Source organism: Pseudomonas sp. B34(2017), from assembly GCF_002112915.1.
Lineage (GTDB): Bacteria > Pseudomonadota > Gammaproteobacteria > Pseudomonadales > Pseudomonadaceae > Aquipseudomonas > Aquipseudomonas pharyngis.
Genome location: NZ_NEJA01000003.1, coordinates 548,141 through 568,735 on the forward strand (window position 1 = coordinate 548,141; position 20,595 = coordinate 568,735).

At 63.7% G+C, this 20,595-nt stretch carries 19 protein-coding genes; 15 read left to right on the plus strand and 4 right to left on the minus strand.

The window, feature by feature from the left end:
• Positions 1–61: 61 nt before the first annotated feature.
• The 4 genes from ruvX to gshB all read right to left on the minus strand — a co-directional run bounded on the left by ruvX (position 62) and on the right by gshB (position 3,108).
• Complete coding sequence (ruvX, locus tag CAF80_RS12220) at positions 62–499, minus strand: Holliday junction resolvase RuvX (protein ID WP_007953334.1); 438 nt, start codon at positions 497–499, stop codon at positions 62–64.
• The gene (locus tag CAF80_RS12225; RefSeq protein ID WP_039767938.1) at positions 499–1,071 is read right to left on the minus strand and encodes a YqgE/AlgH family protein; all 573 of its coding nucleotides are present in this window, start codon (positions 1,069–1,071) and stop codon (positions 499–501) included. Before CAF80_RS12225 ends, ruvX begins: the two co-directional genes overlap by 1 nt.
• 59 nt (positions 1,072–1,130) lie before the next feature.
• A complete protein-coding gene (locus CAF80_RS12230) occupies positions 1,131–2,030 on the minus strand; it encodes an energy transducer TonB (protein ID WP_085667387.1) in 900 nt (299 codons plus the stop codon).
• Positions 2,031–2,136: 106 nt separating this feature from the next.
• Complete coding sequence (gshB, locus tag CAF80_RS12235) at positions 2,137–3,108, minus strand: glutathione synthase (RefSeq protein ID WP_039767940.1); 972 nt, start codon at positions 3,106–3,108, stop codon at positions 2,137–2,139.
• Between the two features lie 225 nt (positions 3,109–3,333).
• Here gshB and pilG point away from each other — a divergent pair, with 225 nt between their 5' ends.
• From pilG to madM, 15 genes are all read left to right on the plus strand, one after another.
• A complete protein-coding gene (gene pilG / locus CAF80_RS12240) occupies positions 3,334–3,738 on the plus strand; it encodes a twitching motility response regulator PilG (RefSeq protein WP_007953330.1) in 405 nt (134 codons plus the stop codon).
• 60 nt (positions 3,739–3,798) lie between these two features.
• On the plus strand, positions 3,799–4,164 hold the full coding sequence (pilH, locus tag CAF80_RS12245; RefSeq protein ID WP_011336365.1) for a twitching motility response regulator PilH: 366 nt from the start codon (positions 3,799–3,801) through the stop codon (positions 4,162–4,164).
• Positions 4,165–4,174: 10 nt separating this feature from the next.
• On the plus strand, positions 4,175–4,714 hold the full coding sequence (locus CAF80_RS12250) for a chemotaxis protein CheW (protein ID WP_074690168.1): 540 nt from the start codon (positions 4,175–4,177) through the stop codon (positions 4,712–4,714).
• Between the two features lie 13 nt (positions 4,715–4,727).
• Positions 4,728–6,788: a methyl-accepting chemotaxis protein gene (locus CAF80_RS12255; protein WP_039767943.1), complete on the plus strand. Its 2,061-nt coding sequence runs from the start codon at positions 4,728–4,730 to the stop codon at positions 6,786–6,788.
• A 35-nt stretch (positions 6,789–6,823) separates the two neighbouring features.
• Positions 6,824–12,739, plus strand: coding sequence for an Hpt domain-containing protein (locus CAF80_RS12260; protein ID WP_074690170.1), 5,916 nt, complete (start codon positions 6,824–6,826; stop codon positions 12,737–12,739).
• Positions 12,732–13,202 (plus strand): chemotaxis protein CheW, encoded by a 471-nt coding sequence (locus CAF80_RS12265; RefSeq protein ID WP_039767945.1) that lies wholly within the window; start codon positions 12,732–12,734, stop codon positions 13,200–13,202. Before CAF80_RS12260 ends, CAF80_RS12265 begins: the two co-directional genes overlap by 8 nt.
• Before the next feature lie 99 nt (positions 13,203–13,301).
• Positions 13,302–14,972 carry a malonate decarboxylase subunit alpha gene (gene mdcA, locus CAF80_RS12270; protein WP_039767946.1) on the plus strand — a complete coding sequence of 557 codons (1,671 nt, stop codon included), beginning with the start codon at positions 13,302–13,304 and terminating at the stop codon, positions 14,970–14,972.
• On the plus strand, positions 14,972–15,844 hold the full coding sequence (locus CAF80_RS12275; protein ID WP_074690174.1) for a triphosphoribosyl-dephospho-CoA synthase: 873 nt from the start codon (positions 14,972–14,974) through the stop codon (positions 15,842–15,844). Before mdcA ends, CAF80_RS12275 begins: the two co-directional genes overlap by 1 nt.
• Complete coding sequence (locus CAF80_RS12280; protein ID WP_039767948.1) at positions 15,844–16,143, plus strand: malonate decarboxylase subunit delta; 300 nt, start codon at positions 15,844–15,846, stop codon at positions 16,141–16,143. The genes CAF80_RS12275 and CAF80_RS12280 overlap by 1 nt, the downstream gene beginning before the upstream one ends.
• Positions 16,136–16,987 (plus strand): biotin-independent malonate decarboxylase subunit beta, encoded by an 852-nt coding sequence (locus tag CAF80_RS12285; RefSeq protein ID WP_064380119.1) that lies wholly within the window; start codon positions 16,136–16,138, stop codon positions 16,985–16,987. Before CAF80_RS12280 ends, CAF80_RS12285 begins: the two co-directional genes overlap by 8 nt.
• On the plus strand, positions 16,984–17,769 hold the full coding sequence (gene mdcE / locus CAF80_RS12290; protein ID WP_085667388.1) for a biotin-independent malonate decarboxylase subunit gamma: 786 nt from the start codon (positions 16,984–16,986) through the stop codon (positions 17,767–17,769). The genes CAF80_RS12285 and mdcE overlap by 4 nt, the downstream gene beginning before the upstream one ends.
• The gene (locus CAF80_RS12295; RefSeq protein WP_085667389.1) at positions 17,763–18,383 is read left to right on the plus strand and encodes a malonate decarboxylase holo-ACP synthase; all 621 of its coding nucleotides are present in this window, start codon (positions 17,763–17,765) and stop codon (positions 18,381–18,383) included. Before mdcE ends, CAF80_RS12295 begins: the two co-directional genes overlap by 7 nt.
• Positions 18,380–19,300, plus strand: a complete 921-nt coding sequence (gene mdcH, locus CAF80_RS12300) for a malonate decarboxylase subunit epsilon (protein WP_085667390.1) — start codon at positions 18,380–18,382, stop codon at positions 19,298–19,300. The genes CAF80_RS12295 and mdcH overlap by 4 nt, the downstream gene beginning before the upstream one ends.
• Positions 19,301–19,364: 64 nt before the next feature.
• Positions 19,365–19,781 carry a malonate transporter subunit MadL gene (madL, locus tag CAF80_RS12305; RefSeq protein WP_008063455.1) on the plus strand — a complete coding sequence of 139 codons (417 nt, stop codon included), beginning with the start codon at positions 19,365–19,367 and terminating at the stop codon, positions 19,779–19,781.
• A 1-nt stretch (position 19,782) separates the two neighbouring features.
• The gene (madM, locus tag CAF80_RS12310; protein WP_007953314.1) at positions 19,783–20,547 is read left to right on the plus strand and encodes a malonate transporter subunit MadM; all 765 of its coding nucleotides are present in this window, start codon (positions 19,783–19,785) and stop codon (positions 20,545–20,547) included.
• The last annotated feature ends 48 nt before the right edge of the window (positions 20,548–20,595 follow it).

Consider the following 20,595-nt stretch of genomic DNA (forward strand, 5'->3'; position numbering starts at 1 on the left):
GAGCCGGTTCTCGCGAACCGGGGCTCGGGTTGTAACCAAAAGAAAAGCGCCGTAGCGCTTGTCAGGATTCAAATAGTGCGGTGTTTTCGTCGAGCCAGCCTTGCAGCAGCAGGGCGGCGGCGATGGCGTCCACCGGGTTGTCGCGGTAGCTGCCTTTCTGTCCGCCGCGCACCAGTCGCTCGCCCTTGGCTTCGAAGGTCGTCAGGCGTTCATCGTGGGTATAGAAAGGCAGGTTGAAGCGGCCGTTGAGGCGGCGGGCGAATTTCTCGGCGCGGGCGCACATCTCGCTTGGGGTGCCGTCCATGTTCAGCGGCAGGCCGACCACCACGGCGTCGGGTTTCCATTCCTTTATCAGGGCTTCGACCTGATTCCAGTCCGGCACACCGTTTTGCGCCTTCAAGGTGCACAGTTCGCGGGCCTGGCCGGTAATCACCTGGCCGACCGCTACGCCGATCTGTTTGGTGCCGTAGTCGAAGCCGAGGATCAGGCGCAGGGCCATCAGGCGTGTCCTGCCTGGCTGGTCAGCAGGCTGAGGTTGATCCCCAAGTGCTTGGCCGCTGCTTCCAGGCGCAGTTCACTGCTGGTGTTGAACAGGATGTCGGCGTCGTACGGACAGGTCAGCCAGGCATTGTCGGCCAACTCGGCCTCCAGCTGACCGGCTTCCCAACCGGCATAACCGAGGGTGATCACGCTTTTGGCCGGGCCCACGCCGTCGGCGATGGCGAACAGCACGTCCTGCGAGGTGGACAGGGCCAGATCGCCTTCCAGCTCGACAGTCGCCTGGAACGTCTTGCCCGCCGGGTGCAGGACAAAACCGCGATCGGTCTGCACCGGGCCGCCGATGAAGATCGGCACATGCTGGCACAGCGCTGGCGGGTCGATGTCAGGGCGCAGTTGTTCGAGGATGTCGGCCAGATTCAGCTCTTGCGGTCGGTTGACCACCAGCCCCATGGCGCCATTGGCCGTGTGCTCGACGATGTAGGTCAAGGTGTGGGCAAAGTTCGGGTCGGCCATGTGTGGCATGGCGATCAGGAAGTGATGCTTGAGGTAGCTGGGGCTGACGTTTTTCATGTGCGCTAGTGTGGCGTTCGGGGGGCGAACTGACAAGCTGGAGCGGGCAAAAGATCGACTCAGTTACTGGACAGCCGGTCACCCCGGGCGAATTTCCAGGTGCGGATGATTTCCAGCCGGTCGATGTCCGACAGGTCCCCCGTAAACGGTGCAAACGGTGCCGCCAGGCGCACGATGCGCTGTGCTGCCTGATCCAGCAGCGGCTGGCCGGAAGACTCCAGCACCAGCACTTCGTACAGCGAGCCATCGCGGTTGATCGACACCATCAGGCGCAGATTGCCGTAGATCTGCTTGCGCCGGGCTTCATCGGGGTAATTGAGGTTGCCGATGCGCTCGACCTTCTTGCGCCATTCATCCTTGTACCAGGCGCCCTTGTCGCGCATGGTCGACGCGGCGCTGAGGCGGTGGATACGCGGGCGCTTGGCGTACAGCTGTTGTTCGTTGGCCAGTTCGGCTTCAAGGCTGGCGATGTCGCTGGAGAGCTGCGAGCTGTCGAAGGTCGGGGCGTCGACCTTCGGTTTGGTCTCGGTCCTGTCTTCTTCTTTCTTGGTCGGCGCCTTTTTCGGTTTCGGCGCGACGGTGGTCACCGCCGCTTTCGGTGCGGCTTCCTGCACCTCCGGCTTGGCGGCCGGTGGCGGGGTGACTTTCTTGACTTCGTTTGCCTGGAACGGCGCGACCTCGGTGGTCTTGGGGATCGCCTTCTTGTCGAGGGTGCCGCTGCCTTCCTGGTTTTCCTGGGCGAGGAAATCAGCCTTCGCCGGCTTCTTTTCGCTCTTGAAGGTAGCGAGGGTGATTTCCAGGGTTTTGCTGATCTGCTTGGGCTCGACCATGGTGAAACCCACGCCGAGCAACAGCGCCAGATGGATCAGCGCCGCGAGAAACAGGGTAAATCCGAGGCGATCGACCGGGCGCACGCCTTTATGGGCGAGTTCAGCGGGCAGATCGGACGGAAGTGTCATTCGAGAAAAACCAACATCGCGTTTTTACGGGCTCGGCATGATAACGCAATGTTGGTTTTTAGCTGCAAGCTTGAAGTCTCAAGCGACAAGCTGCACACCACTGGCTTTAAGCTTGCGGCTTGCGGCTCGACGCTTGCAGCTTGCCTTCGATCGCATCCATCAGCATCCCGCCGATGTCGGTGCCGAAGGCATTGTCGATTTCGCGGATGCAGGTCGGGCTGGTGACGTTGATTTCGGTCAGGTGCTCGCCGATCACGTCCAGGCCGACGAACAGCAGGCCTTTTTCGCGCAAGGTCGGGCCGACCTGGGCCGCGATCCAGCGATCCTTGTCGGTCAGCGGACGGGCTTCGCCACGACCGCCGGCCGCGAGGTTGCCACGGGTTTCGCCTTGGGCCGGAATCCGCGCCAGGCAGTAATCCACCGGCTCGCCGTCGATCATCAGGATGCGCTTGTCGCCGTCCTTGATCGCCGGCAGGTAGGCCTGGCCCATGATCTGCTGGGCGCCGAGGGCGGTCAGGGTTTCCAGAATTACCGACAGGTTCGGGTCGCCGGCGCGGTGACGGAAGATCGAAGTACCGCCCATGCCGTCCAGCGGCTTGAGGATCACGTCGCCATGTTTGGCGGCAAATTCACGCAGCACGTCGGCGCGGCGGCTGACCACGGTCGGCGGCGTGCACTGCGGGAACAGCGTGGCGAACAGTTTTTCATTGCAGTCGCGCAGGCTCTGCGGCTTGTTGACCACCAGCACCCCGGCAGACTCGGCCTGTTCGAGCAGGTAGGTGGAGTAGACGAACTCCATGTCGAACGGCGGATCCTTGCGCATCAGGATCACGTTCAGGTCGCTGAGCAGCGAATCCTGTTCGGCGCCCAGTTCGAACCATTTTTCCGGGTTGGCGAAGACTTTCAGCGGCTTCATCCGCGCCCGTGCCTGGCCTTCACCCTGATAAAGGTCTTTCTGTTCCATATAGAACAGTTCCCAGCCGCGCTTCTGCGCCGCCAGCAGCATGGCCAGCGAGCTATCCTTCTTATAGGAAATGCTGGCGATAGGGTCCATGACAATCCCGACGCGAACGCTCATTGGGTTTTCCTCGAAAATTGGCTACCGGATCGGTATGAAAAAAGTGCCGCCAGAGTGGCGCCGGGCGGGTTTTCGGTCAAGGAAAAACCCGTCGATAGATTGGATCAGGAGACTGTGCTAAAAAGGCTGCCATGTCGTGCTGGCCCTTGAACATCAAGGGTTTCCAGCCATCAGTCATCGCAAAACGGACAAATTGATTCGCAAAGGCGACGGTAGAGCCCCCTTATGGAACAGCAGTCCAGCGCCTTGAAGGTCATGGTGATCGACGACTCGAAAACGATTCGTCGCACCGCCGAGACCCTGTTGAAAAATGCAGGGTGCGAAGTCATCACCGCGATCGACGGTTTTGACGCCCTGGCGAAGATCGCCGACCACCATCCCGGGATCATCTTTGTCGACATCATGATGCCGCGTCTGGATGGTTATCAGACCTGCGCTTTAATCAAGAACAACAACGCGTTCAAGGGCACGCCGGTGATCATGCTGTCGTCCCGGGACGGGCTGTTCGACAAGGCCAAGGGGCGGATTGTCGGTTCCGATCAATTTTTGACCAAGCCTTTCAGCAAGGAAGAACTGCTCGACGCGATTTCGGCCCATGTTCCGGGCTTCGCTGCCGCTTTGCCGCAGTAAGACACGCACAGAGACGCTCGGCCAGCGGGCCCGGTGTCGACAAGAAAAATGGGGAAGACCATGGCACGTATCCTGATCGTCGACGATTCGCCGACCGAAATGTACAAACTCACCGGCATGCTGGAAAAGCACGGGCACGAAGTGCTGAAAGCCGAAAACGGCGCCGACGGCGTGGCCCTGGCCCGTCAGGAAAAACCCGACGCGGTGTTGATGGATATCGTCATGCCCGGCCTCAACGGCTTCCAGGCCACCCGTCAGTTGACCAAGGATGCGGAAACCAGCCACATCCCGGTGATCATCATCACCACCAAGGATCAGGAGACCGACAAGGTCTGGGGCACCCGCCAGGGCGCCAGGGACTACCTGACCAAACCGGTCGATGAAGACACGCTGATCAAGACCCTGAACAACGTGCTGGCCGGTTGATCGCGCCGTCATGAGCGAATCGCTGACCGCGTTCGAACTGTTGTGGCAGATCGACCAGTGCTGTCGCCTGCTGGCGGCGGACCTGCCATCCCAACCGGCGCGCCAGGATCGCTGGAGCGGCATCGGCTTTCGTCTGGGCGAGCACTGGTACGTCACGCCGATGGGCGAAGTCAGCGAAGTGCTGCCCGAACTGCGTGTCACGCAGTTGCCGGGCGTCAAACCGTGGGTCAAGGGCGTGGCCAACCTGCGCGGACGGCTGCTGCCGGTCATGGACCTGTGCGGCTTTTTCGGCCATGAACTGTCACCGATGCGCAAGCAGCGGCGGGTATTGGTGGTAGAGCATCAGGACGTGTTTGCCGGGTTGCTGGTCGATGAAGTCTTCGGCCTGCAGCACTTCGAGCAGGACAGTTTCGAATCCGTCTCGATCAGTAAACGGCAGGGCTCCAAAGGCGAGTTCATCAAGGGCTATTTCCGGCGCGAGCAGAACTGGCGGGTGTTCAGCCTGTTTGCGCTGGCGCAGTCACCGAGTTTCATGCACGTCGCGGTTTAACAGGCGAGGACCGATGATCAAAGCAAAAACAGGCAAGCCCGCAGAAGGCTCGCGCAGCCGCTCGCAGATCATCGTGCTGTTCATCGCACTGATCGTGTTCATCATGCTGCTGTTCGCCAACTTCGCTTACCTCAACACCCAGGCCAACTACGACAAGCAGTACATCGGCCACGCCGGCGAGCTGCGGGTGCTGTCGCAGCGGATCGCCAAAAACGCCACCGAGGCTGCCGCCGGCAAAGCCGCCGCGTTCAAGCTGCTCAGCGATGCGCGCAATGATTTTGCTCAGCGCTGGGGTTACCTCAAGAAGGGCGACCCGAGCACCGGCCTGCCGCCGGCGCCATCCGTCGTGCGCCCGGAAATGCGCGCCGTGCAGCTGGACTGGGAACGCCTGCTGAAAAACACCGACGCGATTCTCTCCAGCGAACAGACCGTGCTGTCCCTGCATCAAGTGGCCGCGACTCTGGCCGAAACCGTGCCGCAGTTGCAGATCGAATACGAGAAGGTCGTGGAAATCCTCCTGCAACGGGGTGCGCCGGCGGCGCAGGTGGCGATGGCCCAGCGTCAGTCGCTGCTGGCCGAACGGATTCTCGGTGCGGTGAACACCGTACTCTCGGGCGATGAAAACTCCCAGCAGGCTGCCGACGCGTTCGGTCGCGATGCCGCACGCTTCGGCCAGGTGCTCAACGGCATGTTGCAAGGCAACCCGGCGCTGAAAGTCAGCCAGGTCGAAGACCGCGATGCCCGCGCTCGCTTGAGCGAGATTTCCGAGCTGTTCCAGTTCGTCTCGGGTTCCGTGGATGAAATCCTCGAAACCTCGCCGGAGCTGTTCAAGGTCCGTGAGTCGGCCACCAATATCTTCAGCCTGTCGCAGACCCTGCTCGACGAAGCCTCGCACCTGGCCAGCCGTTTCGAAAACCTTGCCGGCGGGCGCAACACCGACACCATCGGCGGCTACGTACTGGGCCTGCTGGCGCTGGCCTCGATCATCCTGATCGGCCTGGTCATGGTCCGGGAAACCAACCGCCAGTTGCGCGAGACCGCAGAAAAGAACGAACGCAACCAGAACGCGATCATGCGCCTGCTCGACGAGATCGAAGACCTCGCCGACGGCGACCTGACCGTGACCGCCTCGGTGACCGAAGACTTCACCGGGACCATCGCCGATTCGATCAACTATTCCGTCGACCAGTTGCGCGATCTGGTCGCCACCATCAACCTCACCGCCGGCCAGGTCGCCGCTGCGGTGCAGGAAACCCAGGCCACCGCCATGCATCTGGCTCAGGCCTCGGAGCATCAGGCCCAGCAGATTTCCGAAGCCTCGACCGCGATCAGCGACATGGCCCAGTCCATCGATCAGGTATCGGCCAACGCCGCCGAATCCTCGGCGGTGGCCGAGCGTTCGGTGGAGATCGCCAACAAGGGCAACGAGGTGGTGCACAACACCATCCACGGTATGGACAACATTCGCGAACAGATCCAGGACACCGCCAAGCGCATCAAGCGCCTGGGCGAGTCGTCCCAGGAAATCGGCGACATCGTCAGCCTGATCGATGACATTGCCGACCAGACCAACATCCTCGCCCTCAACGCGGCAATTCAGGCGTCGATGGCCGGTGATGCCGGGCGCGGTTTTGCCGTGGTGGCCGACGAAGTGCAGCGGCTGGCCGAGCGCTCCTCCGCCGCGACCCGACAGATCGAAACGCTGGTGCGGGCGATCCAGACCGACACCAACGAAGCCGTGATTTCCATGGAGCAGACCACCACCGAAGTGGTGCGCGGCGCGCGGCTGGCGCAGGATGCCGGTGTGGCCCTGGAAGAAATCGAAGGCGTGTCCAAGACCCTCGCGGCGCTGATCCAGAGCATTTCCAACGCGGCGCAGCAGCAAACGTCTTCGGCCGGGCAGATTTCCCTGACGATGAACGTGATCCAGCAGATCACCTCGCAGACCTCGTCCGGTTCCACGGCCACCGCCGAGAGCATCGGCAACCTGGCGAAAATGGCCAGCCAGTTGCGCCGCTCGGTTTCCGGGTTCACCTTGCCGGCGGCGCCAGCGCCCGTCTCGGACAAGGCGTGAGGCCTGCGGGCGAGGCAATGTCGAGCGGAGTGGTTATGGGTGACCGGCACGATTACGTGGCCCTCGAATGGGTCAAGGGTGAAATCGCCGAGACGCTGAGGCAGGCGCATCAGGCCATCGAAGCCGTGCTCGACGATCCGCAGTCCGTGCCCGGGCTGGACGAATGCCTGGCCTGCATCCATCAGGTACACGGCAGCCTGCAGATGGTCGAGTTCTACGGTGCGGCGCTGCTGGCCGAAGAGATGGAACATCTGGTCGAAGCGTTGCAGAACGACCGCGTCAGCCACCGCGACGAAGCGCTGCACTTGCTGTTGCAGGCGCTGGGCCAATTGCCGACCTACCTCGACCGGGTGCAGGGCGCCCGCCGTGACCTGCCGCTGGTGGTGCTGCCGCTGATTAACGACTTGCGCAGCGCCCGGGGCGAAAGCCTGCTGTCGGAAACCAGCCTGTTCAGCCCGCAGTTGCCCGAGCTGGCGCCGCTGGGGGAGGAAACTCTGGCGCTGCTGGAGCCGGCAGAGCTGCCGAATGTGTTGCGCAAATTGCGTCAGATGCTGCAAATGGCGCTGGTCGGATTGCTCCGCGAACAGGATGACCAGACGCACCTCGGTTATCTGGCCAAGGTCTTCACCCGCCTCGAAGCGTTGAGCGGTAACTCGCCGCTGAGCCCGTTGTGGCAGGTCGCGTCGGCGCTGGTCGAGGGCATGCGTGAAGGGCGGATCGCCAACAGTCCGGCCCTGCGCAGCCTGTTCAAGGACGCCGACAAGGAACTCAAGCGCCTGCTCGAACAGGGCATGCCCGGCCTCAACCAGCCGCCACCGCCTGAACTGCTGAAAAGCCTGCTGTTTTATATCGCCAAAGCCGAACATCCCACCGGGCAGATGCTGACCATGAAAGATCGCTACTCCCTGGACGACGCGCTGCCCGACAGCGCGATGGTCGACGAAGAACGCGCGCGTCTGGCCGGCCCCGACCGCGATGCCATGCGCTCGGTGCTCGCGGCGCTGTGCGAAGAGCTGGTGCGGGTCAAGGAACGCCTCGACCTGTTCGTGCGCAGCGACCGCCAGCACGCCTCGGACCTGGACAGCCTGCTGGCGCCGCTGCGGCAGATCGCCGACACCCTGGCGGTGCTCGGTTTCGGCCAGCCGCGCAAGGTGATCATCGATCAACTGGCGGTGGTGCTCAGTCTCGCCCAGGGTCAGCGCGAACCGAACGACGCCACGCTGATGGACGTCGCCGGCGCCTTGCTCTACGTCGAGGCGACGCTGGCCGGGATGGTCGGTACGGTGGAGCCGGAGAGCCCGGATGACTCGCGGCTGCCGACCACCGACCTGACGCAGATTCATCAGATCGTGATCAAGGAAGCGCGCATCTGTCTGCAACAGGCCAAGGACATGATCGTCGACTACATCGACGCCGACTGGGACCGCCAGCAACTGCAAAGCCTGCCGGCGCTGCTGACCCAGGTGCGCGGCGCGCTGGCGATGATTCCGCTGGCGCGGGCGGCCAGCCTGCTCGAAGCCTGCAACGGATTTATCCGCGAGCACCTGTTGCTCGACCCGCACGAGCCGGGGTGGCAGCAACTCGACAGCCTCGCCGACGCCATCACCAGCCTCGAGTATTACCTCGAGCGCCTGACCGACGACCCGCAGGCACCGAGCGAACACTTGCTGGATATCGCGCAGAAAAGCCTCGCCAGTCTCGGCTTCTTTCCTGACGAACAGCCCGGCGAGCCGCATGTGCCGGTGCTCGACGACGTGCTCAGCCCCAGCGAAGCGCTGGTGATGCAGGATTTGCAGGAGCTGGACGACCCGCAGATCGTGCAGTCGTTGGCCGAAGTGCTGGCCAGCCCGGTGTCGGCGGTCAACCCGCCGGCGCTGACCACGCCGGGCAGCCTGCTGCCGCCACCGGCCGATGAAGAACCGGTGGACGACGAGCTGCGCGAAGTGTTCCTCGAAGAGACCGGGGAAGTGCTCGAGGTGCTGAGCGAATACCTGCCGCGCTGGTCTGCCGCGCCCGATGACCGCGCCGCCCTGAGTGAACTGCGCCGCGCCTTCCACACCCTCAAGGGCAGCGGCCGGATGGTGCGCGCGCTGGTCCTCGGCGAGCTGGCCTGGGCGGTGGAAAACCTGCTCAACCGCGTGCTGGAACACAGTGTCGAACCCGGCCCGGCGGTGCGCCAGTTACTCGCCGACACGCTGCTGCTGTTGCCGGACCTGATCGGCGAATTCGCCACCAATGGCCAGCGTCAGCGCCACGATGTCGATCAACTGGCGGCCCGCGCCCATGCGCTGGCCAAGGGCGACACACCGCTGCCTGCCGAAGACGTGGAAGACGTCGCGGCCCTCGATCCGCTGTTGTTGGAGATCTTCCGCAACGAAGCCGAAACCCACCTCGCCAGCCTCAACCGTTTTCTCGATCAGGCTGCCGAGCATGTGCCGTTGCAGGCCAGCGACGAGTTGCAGCGAGCCCTGCACACCCTCAAGGGCAGCGCCTCGATGGCGGGGGTGTCACCGATTGCCGAACTGGCGGCGCCGCTGGATAAACTGGCCCGGGAATTCAAGGCCCATCAACTGGCGCTGGACCTCGACGAAGTGGAACTGCTGCTCGAAGCCGAGGGCCTGTTTCGCGTCGGTCTGCGTCAGCTCAAACACGATCCGCTGGCGCCGATTGTCGGCGCGCAGTCGCTGATCAAACGCACTGAAACCTTGCTCGGCGAGCGCCTGGAATCGATCCTCAGCGCCCCCAGCAGCGCCTTGCGGGTCAAACGCGATCCGCAACTGATCAACAACTTTCTGGCCCAGGGCATGGACATCCTGCTCGATGCCGAAAGCCTCTTGCAGCGCTGGCAGCAGCACCCCGGCGAACGTCAGGAACTCAGCGCGCTGCTGGATGAGCTGACCACCCTGGGCGAGGGCGCGCATCTGGCGGATCTGCTGCCGGTGGATGTGCTGTGTGAAGCCTTGCTCGATCTATACGGCGCTGTCGAAGAAAGCAGCCTGGCGGTCAGCGAGCGGTTTTTCCATGAGGCGCAGCAGGCTCATGAAGCGCTGATCAACATGCTCGACGAACTGGCCGCCGGCCAGGAAATTACCCCGCAACCGCAGCGCATCCGCGCCTTGCACGAGTTGCTCGACGAGAGCCTCGATCCGTCGGCCATGGGCCTGATCCGCAGCGACGGCAGCCGCACCCTGAGCATCCGTGAACTGGGCAGCGCCACCGCCGAACTGCAGCAACACAGCATCGACAGCGGGGCGGACGACGAGATCGTCGAGATCTTCCTCGAAGAGGCGGTGGACATTCTCGACAGCGCCGGCCAAGCCTTGCAGCGCTGGCTGAAAGATCCGGAAAACGGCGCGCCGCTGTCGTCGTTGCAACGGGATTTGCACACGCTCAAGGGCGGCGCGCGGATGGCCGAGGTGGCGGCCGTCGGTGATCTGGCCCATGAGCTGGAAGGCCTTTACCAAGGGCTGGTGGATCGTCGGTACAGCCACAGCGAAGCTCTGGATCGATTGCTGCGCCAGAGCCACGAGCGCCTGGCGCTGTTCCTCGAACAGTTGCACCGGCACCAGCCGCTGGATCCGGCGCAGGACCTGATCGAGGCGATCCGCCGCTTTCGCCAGGGCCCGAGCGCCAGTCCTGAGACGCCGACCGCTTCCGCCACACAGGATGGCCCCGGACACGATCCGGAGCTGCTGGAGATCTTCCTCGAGGAAGGTTTCGACATCATCGAAAACTCCGGCGCCGCGTTGCTGCGCTGGCAGGCCGAACCCGGCAATCGCCAGGAAGTGGAAACCCTGCTGCGCGATCTGCACACCCTCAAGGGCGGCGCGCGGATGGTGGAAATCGGCCCGATCGGCGACCTCGCTCATGAGCTGGAAAACCTCTACGAAAGCCTGTCTGCCGGCACCCTGCAGGGCAGCGCCGAACTGTTCGCGCTGTTGCAGCGCGGCCATGACCGCTTGGCGCAGATGCTCGACGCGGTGCGCGCCGGTCAGCCGTGTCCGCCGGCGGACCGGCTGATCAGCGCGATCCAGAATTTCAGCCATCCCGTGTTGGTGCAAACCCCGGCGCCCGTGCCGCCGGTTGCGGTCAAGGCCGAGCCTGCGGCCCCGGCGCCCGAGACCGGGGCGGACATGGTCAAGGTCTCCGCCGAACTGCTCGACGAGCTGGTCAACCTCGCTGGCGAAACCTCGATTTTCCGTGGGCGCATCGAGCAGCAAGTCAACGATGCGCAGACCGCCCTGCACGAGATGGAAACCACCATCGAGCGTATGCGCGACCAGTTGCGCCGGCTCGACACCGAAACCCAGGGGCGGATCCTCAGTCGTCAGCAAGTGGATGCCGAACGCCTCGGCTACGAAGATTTCGACCCGCTGGAAATGGACCGCCATTCGCAGTTGCAGCAGCTGTCACGGGCGCTGTTCGAATCCGCTTCCGACTTGCTGGACTTGAAGGAAACCCTCGACCGGCGCACCCACGACGCGGAGAACCTGTTGCAGCAGCAGGGCCGGATCAACACCGAGTTGCAGGAAGGCCTGATGCGCACGCGCATGGTGCCGTTCGAGCGCATGTTGCCGCGTCTGAAACGCATCGTCCGACAGGTCGCCGAAGAGCTGGGCAAGGACGTGGCGTTCAGCGTCGGCAACGCCGAAGGCGAGATGGACCGCAATGTCCTCGAACGCATGGCGGCGCCGCTGGAACACATGCTGCGCAATGCCGTCGACCATGGCCTGGAGTCCGCCGACGTCCGACTGGCGGCGGGCAAACCGGCGCAAGGGCAGATCAGCCTCGACCTGTCCCGCGAGGGCGGCGACATCGTGTTCGACATCCGCGACGATGGCGCCGGTGTGCCGCTGGATGCCGTGCGGCGCAAGGCGATCAAGCGCGGTCTGCTGGCGCCGGACGCCGACATCAGCGACCGCGAAGTGTTGCAGTTCATCCTCCAGCCAGGCTTTTCCACGGCCGAGAAAATCACCCAGATTTCCGGGCGCGGCGTGGGCATGGACGTGGTGCACGAAGAAGTCCGGCAACTTGGCGGCACCATGAGCATCGATTCGGTGCCGGGGCAGGGCGTGCATTTTCGCATTCGCCTGCCGTTCACCGTATCGGTCAACCGTGCGCTGATGGTGCAGTGTGGCGAGGATCAATACGCGATTCCGCTGAACACCATCGACGGCATCGTCCGCGTGCTGCCGAATGAACTGGACGGGCATTTCCGCCTCGATCCGCCGACTTATCAGTACGGCGGCCAGCGTTATGAGCTGTGCTACTTGGGCGAGCTACTGAAAACCGCGCCACGGCCGAAGCTGTCCGGCCAGAGCCTGCCGGTGCCGGTGTTGCTGGTACAGTGCGGCGACCGGCACATCGCCGTGCAGGTCGACACGATGGCCGGCACCCGCGAGATCGTGGTCAAGAGCCTCGGCCCGCAGTTCGCATCGGTGCAGAGCGTGTCCGGGGCGACGATTCTCGGCGATGGCCGGGTGGTGCTGATTCTCGACCTGCTGGCACCGATCCGCGCGATGCAGGCGCGATTGCCGCAGCGTCCGGCCGGCCATGAAATGGAGAGCGAACCGCACAAGCCGTTGCTGGTGATGGTGGTCGACGATTCGGTCACGGTGCGCAAGGTCACCAGCCGCCTGCTCGAACGTCATGGCATGAACGTGCTGACCGCCAAGGACGGGGTCGATGCCATGCTGCTGCTGGAAGAACACATGCCGGACCTGATGCTGCTCGACATCGAAATGCCGCGCATGGATGGCTTCGAAGTGGCGACCCAGGTGCGCCAGGACGAGCGCCTGCAACATCTGCCGATCATCATGATCACCTCGCGCACCGGGCAGAAACACCGCGACCGCGCGATGGCCATCGGCGTCAACGACTACCTCGGCAAGCCGTACCAGGAATCGGTGCTGCTCGAAAGCATCGCCCTGTGGAGCAAAAAACATGCATGAACGCCAGCACAATCAACGCGCCAGCCAGCTCACCGGGCTGCTGCTGCCGCTGGCGGATCGCAACCTGATCCTGCCCAACGTCGCCGTCGCCGAGCTGATCGACTACCAGTCCAGCGCCTTCGATCTCGACACACCGCCGTGGTATCTCGGTCGGGTGACCTGGCGTGAGCGGCAGATTCCGCTGCTGAGTTTCGAGTCGGCGTGCGGCAACAAGATCGTCATCGGCGAACGGGCACGGATCGTCATCCTCAATGCCCTCGGCGGGCGGCCGGAGTTGAAGTTCATCGCGCTGCTGGTGCAGGGGATTCCGCGCTCGTACAAGCTCGACAGCCAGTTGAGTTATGTCGACGTGCCGCTGTGTGCGCTGGAGCAGGCGGCGGTGCAGGTCGGGGAGCAGGTGGCGAAGGTGCCGGATTTGTTGGCATTGGAGAAATTGTTGGTGGATGCGGGGCTCGTTCACTGATCATTACGCTCACCGTAACGGTTCGCCGCCGCGCTTGATTGATGCCCCTCGATCACACTCCTAAGGTAGCTCCACGACAGCGAACCCCGTGGAGTGAGCATGACAACAACCAATTCCCCCGACTCGCGCTGGACGCGGCGGCGTGACGAGAAGCAGCGGCGCCTCGACAAGGTGCGCGGGCTGGCCGACGGTGCGGTGTTGCCCACCGACAGAATCGTCGCGGCGCTTGAGGCGCTGATCCTGCCCGGCGACCGTGTGGTGCTGGAGGGCAACAACCAGAAGCAGGCGGATTTCCTTTCCCGCGCCCTGGCCAAGGCCGATCCAGAAAAACTCCACGACCTGCACATGATCATGCCCAGCGTCGGCCGTTCCGAGCATCTGGACCTGTTTGAACGCGGCATCGCCCGCAAGCTCGATTTCTCCTTCGCCGGCACCCAGAGCCTGCGCATCAGCCAGTTGCTCGAAGACGGTCTGCTGGAAATCGGCGCGATCCACACCTACATCGAACTCTACGCCCGGCTGGTGGTGGACCTGATTCCCAATGTCGTGCTCTCGGCCGGGTTCATGGCTGACCGGGCCGGCAACATCTACACCGGCCCGAGCACCGAAGACACCCCGGCGCTGATCGAACCGGCAGCCTTCAGCGATGGCATCGTCATCGTCCAGGTCAATCAACTGGTGGACGACGTCAGCGAACTGCCGCGCGTGGACATTCCGGCTTCGTGGGTGGACTTCGTGGTGGTGGCGGACAAGCCGTTCTACATCGAACCGCTGTTCACCCGCGACCCTCGGCACATCAAGCCTGTGCACGTGCTGATGGCGATGATGGCGATCCGCGGGATCTACGAAAAACACAACGTGCAGTCGCTGAACCACGGCATCGGTTTCAACACCGCGGCCATTGAACTGATCCTGCCGACCTACGGCGAATCCCTCGGCCTCAAGGGCAAGATCTGCCGCAACTGGACCCTCAACCCGCACCCAACCCTGATCCCGGCCATCGAAAGCGGTTGGGTCGAAAGCGTGCATTGCTTCGGCACCGAACTGGGCATGGAAAACTACATCGCCGCCCGGCCTGATGTGTTCTTCACCGGCCGTGACGGCTCGCTGCGTTCCAACCGGATGTTCTGCCAACTGGCCGGGCAATACGCGGTGGACCTGTTCATCGGCGCGACCCTGCAAGTCGATGGCGATGGCCATTCCTCCACTGTCACCCGAGGCCGTCTCGCCGGTTTCGGCGGCGCACCGAACATGGGCCACGACCCGCGCGGCCGCCGTCACGGCACCCCGGCGTGGCTCGATATGCGCCATGACGATTCGCAGCAGCCGATGCTCGAGCGCGGCAAGAAACTCGTGGTGCAGATGGTCGAGACGTTCCAGGAGGGCGGCAAACCGACCTTCGTCGAAACCCTCGACGCGGTGGAGGTCGCGAAAAAAAGCGGCATGCCGCTGGCGCCGATCATGATCTACGGCGACGACGTCACCCACCTGCTGACCGAAGAGGGCATCGCCTACCTGTACAAGGCGCGTTCGCTGGAAGAGCGTCAGGCGATGATTGCAGCGGTGGCCGGCGTCACCGCCATCGGCCTGCGGCACAACCCGAAAGACACCGAACGCATGCGCCGCGAAGGCCTGATTGCCTTGCCCGAAGACCTCGGCATCCGTCGTACCGACGCCACCCGCGAATTGCTGGCGGCGAAAAGCGTGGCCGATCTGGTCGAGTGGTCCGGCGGCCTCTACAACCCGCCCGCCAAGTTCAGGAGTTGGTAATGCACGCACTCAACCTGCAACCCAAAACCATCACCCTCGCGGAACGGCTGGCGGACCTGGCCGTGGACGCGCTGATCGACGAAGCCGACCTGTCGCCGAAACCGGCGCTGGTCGACCGTCGCGGCAACGGTGCCCACACCGATCTGCACCTGGGATTGATGCATGCCTCGGCATTGGCGCTGTGGCCGGCGTTCAAGGAAATGGCCGAAGCGGCACTTGAGTTCGGCGAGATCGGCTTTCCCCTGCGCGAAGCCATTGGCCGCATCGGCCGGGAAGGCGAGCAAGCGATGCTCGCCACCACCAATGGCGTGAACACCCATCGCGGGGCGATCTGGGCGCTGGGCCTGCTGGTCACGGCTGCTGCGCTGGACACGAAATCCACCAGCGCCAGCGCCGTGACTCTGCGCGCTGCGCGTCTGGCATTGCTCGATGACCGTTATGCGCCGCGTCCGCTGAGTCATGGCGCCCAAGTCGCCCAACGCTACGGCGCTCGCGGTGCCCGCGAAGAAGCACAACTTGGTTTCCCGTCGGTAGTGCAACGCGGCCTGCCGCAGCTCAAACGCAGCCGCGCCGCCGGCCATGGCGAACAGAACGCCCGGCTCGACGCCTTGCTCGCAATCATGACCGACCTCGTCGACACCTGCGTCCTCTATCGCGCTGGCGAACCGGGCCTGCACGCCATGCAACACGGCGCCCAGACAGTGCTCGACGCCGGTGGCAGCGCCAGCCTCACCGGTCGCCGCCGCCTGCACGAACTGGATCAACAACTCATCGCATTGAATGCCTCGCCCGGTGGCGCCGCCGACTTGCTCGCCGCCAGCCTGCTGCTCGATCGAATCGAGCGCGACGGCATCCTTCAGGGAGCGTTTTGATGGAAACCTTATCCTTTGAATTCCCCGCCGGGCAGCCGCCACGCGGTCGGGCGCTGGTCGGTTGTGTCGGTTCGGGCGATCTGGAAGTGCTGATCGAACCGGGCCTGGCCGGCAAGCTGACGATCAACGTGCAGACTTCGGTCAACGGTGCCGAGCAGCGCTGGCAGCATCTGTTCGCACGGATGTTCGACGGCACCACACCACCGGCGATGGCCATTGATATCCACGACTTCGGTGCGACCCCGGGCGTGGTGCGCCTGCGGCTGGAACAAGGCTTCGAGGAGATCGGCCATGACTGACACCTCAGCGCTTCTACACAAACATTCGTTCGTCGAACTCGGCGCACGGCAGCGGGCGAAAGCCTTGCTCGACGCCGGTACCTTTCGCGAACTGCTCGACCCGTTTCAACGCGTCATGTCGCCATGGCTCGAACGCCAGGGCGTCGTGCCGCAAGCCGATGACGGCGTGGTGATCGCCAAGGGCAGCCTCGACGGTTTGCCGGTGGTGATCGCGGCGATTGAAGGCGCGTTTCAGGGCGGCAGCCTCGGTGAAGTCGGCGGCGCAAAAATCGCCGGCGCGCTGGAGCTGGCCGCCGAAGACAACCGCAAAGGCATTCCGACCCGCGCCATCCTGCTGCTGGAAACCGGCGGCGTGCGCCTGCAGGAAGCCAACCTTGGCTTGGCGGCGATTGCCGACATCCACGCGGCGATTGTCGATCTGCAGCAATACCAACCGGTGGTTGGCGTGGTGGCCGGCAGCGTCGGTTGCTTTGGCGGGATGTCGATTGCCGCCGCGCTGTGCAGCTATTTGCTGGTGACCCAGGAAGCACGCCTCGGCCTGAACGGCCCGCAGGTGATCGAGCAGGAAGCCGGGATCGAGGAATACGACTCTCGCGACCGGCCCTTCATCTGGAGCCTGACCGGTGGCGAGCAACGTTTCGCCAGTGGTCTGGTGGACCGTTATGTCGCCGATGACGTGGCGCAGATTCGCCAGCAGGTCGGCGAGTTGCTGCAACAAGGCTTGCCGGCGCAACCGCGCAGTCAACGGGCCGAGTGGTTCCTGCAACGCCTGACGAGCCTGGACACTGACAAGCAAATCGAGCCTTCGGTGGTTCGCGATCTGTATCAAGGAGAGCGCTCATGAGTGGTTATTCCGTGCGCGGTTTGAACTGGTTCAACGCCTTGAGCGCTGGCGCGAATGCGGTTGAAGGTTTGCCGCCCTCGCTGAAGGTCGCTGACGGACCACTCGGGCGCTTTATCGCGGTGGTCGCCGATCCGCAAAACCGTTTCCCTCGCGCCCGCAACGGCGAAGTCGGATTGCTCGAAGGCTGGGGCCTGGCCAAGGCGGTGGATGACGCGATCACCGCCGACCAGGACAAATCGCAAAAACGGCCCTTGATCGCCATCGTCGATGTGCCGAGCCAGGCCTACGGTCGCCGCGAAGAAGCCCTCGGCATTCATCAGGCTTTGGCCGGTGCGGCAGACGCTTATGCCCGCGCGCGGCTGGTCGGGCATCCGGTGATTGCGCTGCTGGTGGGCAAGGCCATGTCCGGGGCGTTTCTCGCTCACGGATATCAGGCCAATCGCTTGATCGCCCTGCGTGATCCGGGGGTGATGGTGCATGCGATGGGCAAGGCTTCGGCGGCGCGGGTGACGTTGCGCAGCGTTGAAGAACTGGAAGCTCTGGCGTCCAGCGTGCCGCCGATGGCCTATGACATCGACAGCTATGCCAGCCTCGGATTGCTCTGGGAAACCTTGTCGGTGCAGCAGATCGAACAGCCGACGGCGGAGGATCTGGCGCGGGTCGGCGAATGCCTGAAGCAAGCCATCGAAGATATTGGCGCGACTGATTTGAGCAATCGTCTCGGCGCGAAAAACCGCGAAGCCTCCAGCCGCGTACGTGAACTGCTGAGGGCGCAGTGGTGAACAGCGTTCTCGCCCACGACTTGCTGTGGGGCATGACGCCGGCGCAGTTGCCGGCGGATGCGCCGCAGTGGGCGATTGATTCGCTGGCTGCCGGGCAACCGGTGGTGGTGCGGCGGGCGTTGAGTGAGGAAGGACTTGTGGCAGTGGGCGTGCGCGGTCGGTTGCGCGAGCAGCGATTGGCGACGTTCATGGCGATCGATTCGATTGCCTGTCGGGTCAGCCCGGAAGCGCTTTGTCATGTAGAGAGCGCGCGTGATCTGCCGGTCATGCAGGCGCTGCGGCAACTGCGGCCGGTGCTCGATGATTGCGGTTGGATCTGGGGTGTCAGTGGCAGTGTCGGGTTTGAGCTGGCCAGTGGATTTACGGCAATGCACGAGCGCAGCGATCTCGACTTGATTCTGCGTACACCGCAACTCATTACCCGCAACCAGGCGCGCAAACTGGTGGCGCATTTCGATCAGGCGATCTGCCGGGTCGACCTGCAATTGCAGACGCCGTTCGGTGCCGTCGCCTTGCGCGAATGGGCCGGGAATGCTTCACGGGTGCTTTTGAAAAACGCCCATGAAGCCTGTCTGGTGTCTGATCCGTGGAACCCGCAGGAGCAGGCAGCGTGAGCAGCCTGCTGGTGTTTCCCGGCCAGGGCGCGCAGCAGCCCGGCATGCTCCAGCGTTTGCCTCGGGAAACGCTGATCGAGGCCAGCGACGAGCTCGGTGAGGATGTCTTGCGGCTGGATTCCAGCGAAGCGCTGCGCAACACCCGAGCGGTTCAGCTCTGTCTGCTGATCGCCGGAGTTGCAGCTTCGCGGCAATTGTTGCGGGACGGACTCACCGCAGATTACGTCGCCGGCCTGTCCATCGGTGCCTATCCGGCAGCGGTGGTCGCCGGGGCGTTGAGCTTCCGCGATGCGCTACATCTGGTCAGCCTGCGCGGCGAGTTGATGCAGCAGGCTTATCCACAGGGCTTCGGCATGACCGCGATCATCGGCCTGCAATTATCCACAGTCGAAATGCTGCTGGCGCAGGTGCACGGCGCAGAAACACCGGTGTACCTGGCCAACATCAATGCCGATAACCAGGTGGTGATTGCCGGCAGTGACAAGGCGATGCAAGCGGTCGCCGAGCTGGCGCGCAGTCGTGGCGCCGGTCTGGCAAAACGTCTGGCGGTCAGCGTGCCGTCGCACTGCCCGTTGCTGGACGAGCCTGCGCAAACCCTCGCCGAGGCGTTCAAAAAGGTTGAACTGAAAACACCGAAAATCGCTTACCTGAGCGGCAGTCGCGCAAGGCCTGTGACCCAGGTAGAAGCGCTGCGCGACGACCTCGCCTTCAACATGTGCCGCGTAGTGGACTGGCGCGGCACCGTGCAAAGCGCCTACGAGCGCGGCGTACGTCTACAGATCGAACTGCCGCCTGGAGCGGTGCTGACCGGGCTGGCGCGCCGGGTGTTCGAACAGGGGACTGTCGCTGCCTTCGACAGTGCCCGCCTCGACACCTTGCAGGCGCTGTTGCGTGAGGAGGGTAGCCGCCGACTCTAGACCGCCGCGACTCAGGCTTCGAACAACAAAAACAATTCGACGATGCACTTTGAGGACTACAACAATGATTATTTACGGTGTGGCGCTGCTGGCGATCTGTACGCTGGCAGGGGTGATCATGGGTGACATGCTCGGTGTTCTTCTGGGCGTCAAATCCAACGTCGGCGGGGTCGGCATCGCCATGATCCTGTTGATCTGCGCGCGGTTGTGGATGCAGAAACGCGGCGGCATGACCAAGGATTGCGAGATGGGCGTTGGCTTCTGGGGCGCCATGTACATTCCGGTGGTGGTGGCGATGGCCGCGCAACAGAACGTCGTCACCGCCCTGCACGGCGGCCCGGTGGCGGTGCTGGCGGCGATTGGCTCGGTGGTGGTCTGTGGCTGCACCATTGCTTTGATCAGCCGCACCCATAAAGGCGAGCCTTTGCCCGACGAGCCGGCGGAAATCTCCCCGGTCGGCACACCGGTAGGAGGTCGCTGACATGTGGGATCTCATTGAAAAGGGTCTGGAACACAACGGTCTGATCACCGCGTTCGCCTTCGTCGGCGTGATCATGTGGGTCTCGGTGATCCTCTCCAAACGCCTGACGTTCGGACGGATTCACGGCTCGGCGATTGCCATCGTCATCGGCCTGGTGCTGGCCTGGGTCGGCGGCACCATGACCGGCGGGCAGAAGGGCCTGGCGGACCTGACGCTGTTCTCCGGCATCGGCCTGATGGGCGGCGCGATGCTGCGGGATTTCGCCATCGTTGCCACGGCGTTTGAAGTGCAGGCGACCGAAGCGAAGAAGGCCGGGATGATCGGGGTGATTGCGCTGCTGCTGGGCACGATCCTGCCGTTCATTGTCGGCGCGTGCATGGCTTACGCGTTCGGTTATCGCGATGCGGTGAGCATGACCACCATCGGCGCGGGTGCGGTGACTTACATTGTTGGGCCGGTGACCGGTGCGGCGATTGGCGCGACGTCAGATGTGATGGCGCTGTCGATTGCCACCGGGTTGATCAAGGCGATTCTGGTGATGGTCGGCACGCCGGTGGCGGCGCGCTGGATGGGCCTGGATAACCCGCGCTCGGCGATGGTGTTCGGCGGGCTGGCCGGGACGGTGAGTGGCGTGACGGCGGGGCTGGCGGCGACGGATCGGCGGTTGGTGCCTTATGGGGCGTTGACGGCTACGTTTCACACCGGACTTGGGTGTTTGCTTGGGCCTTCGCTGCTGTTCTTCATTGTTCGCGGGATTGTTGGCTGAACGTCAAAAGCGCCCTCATGATCGTTCCCACGCTCCGCGTGGGAATGC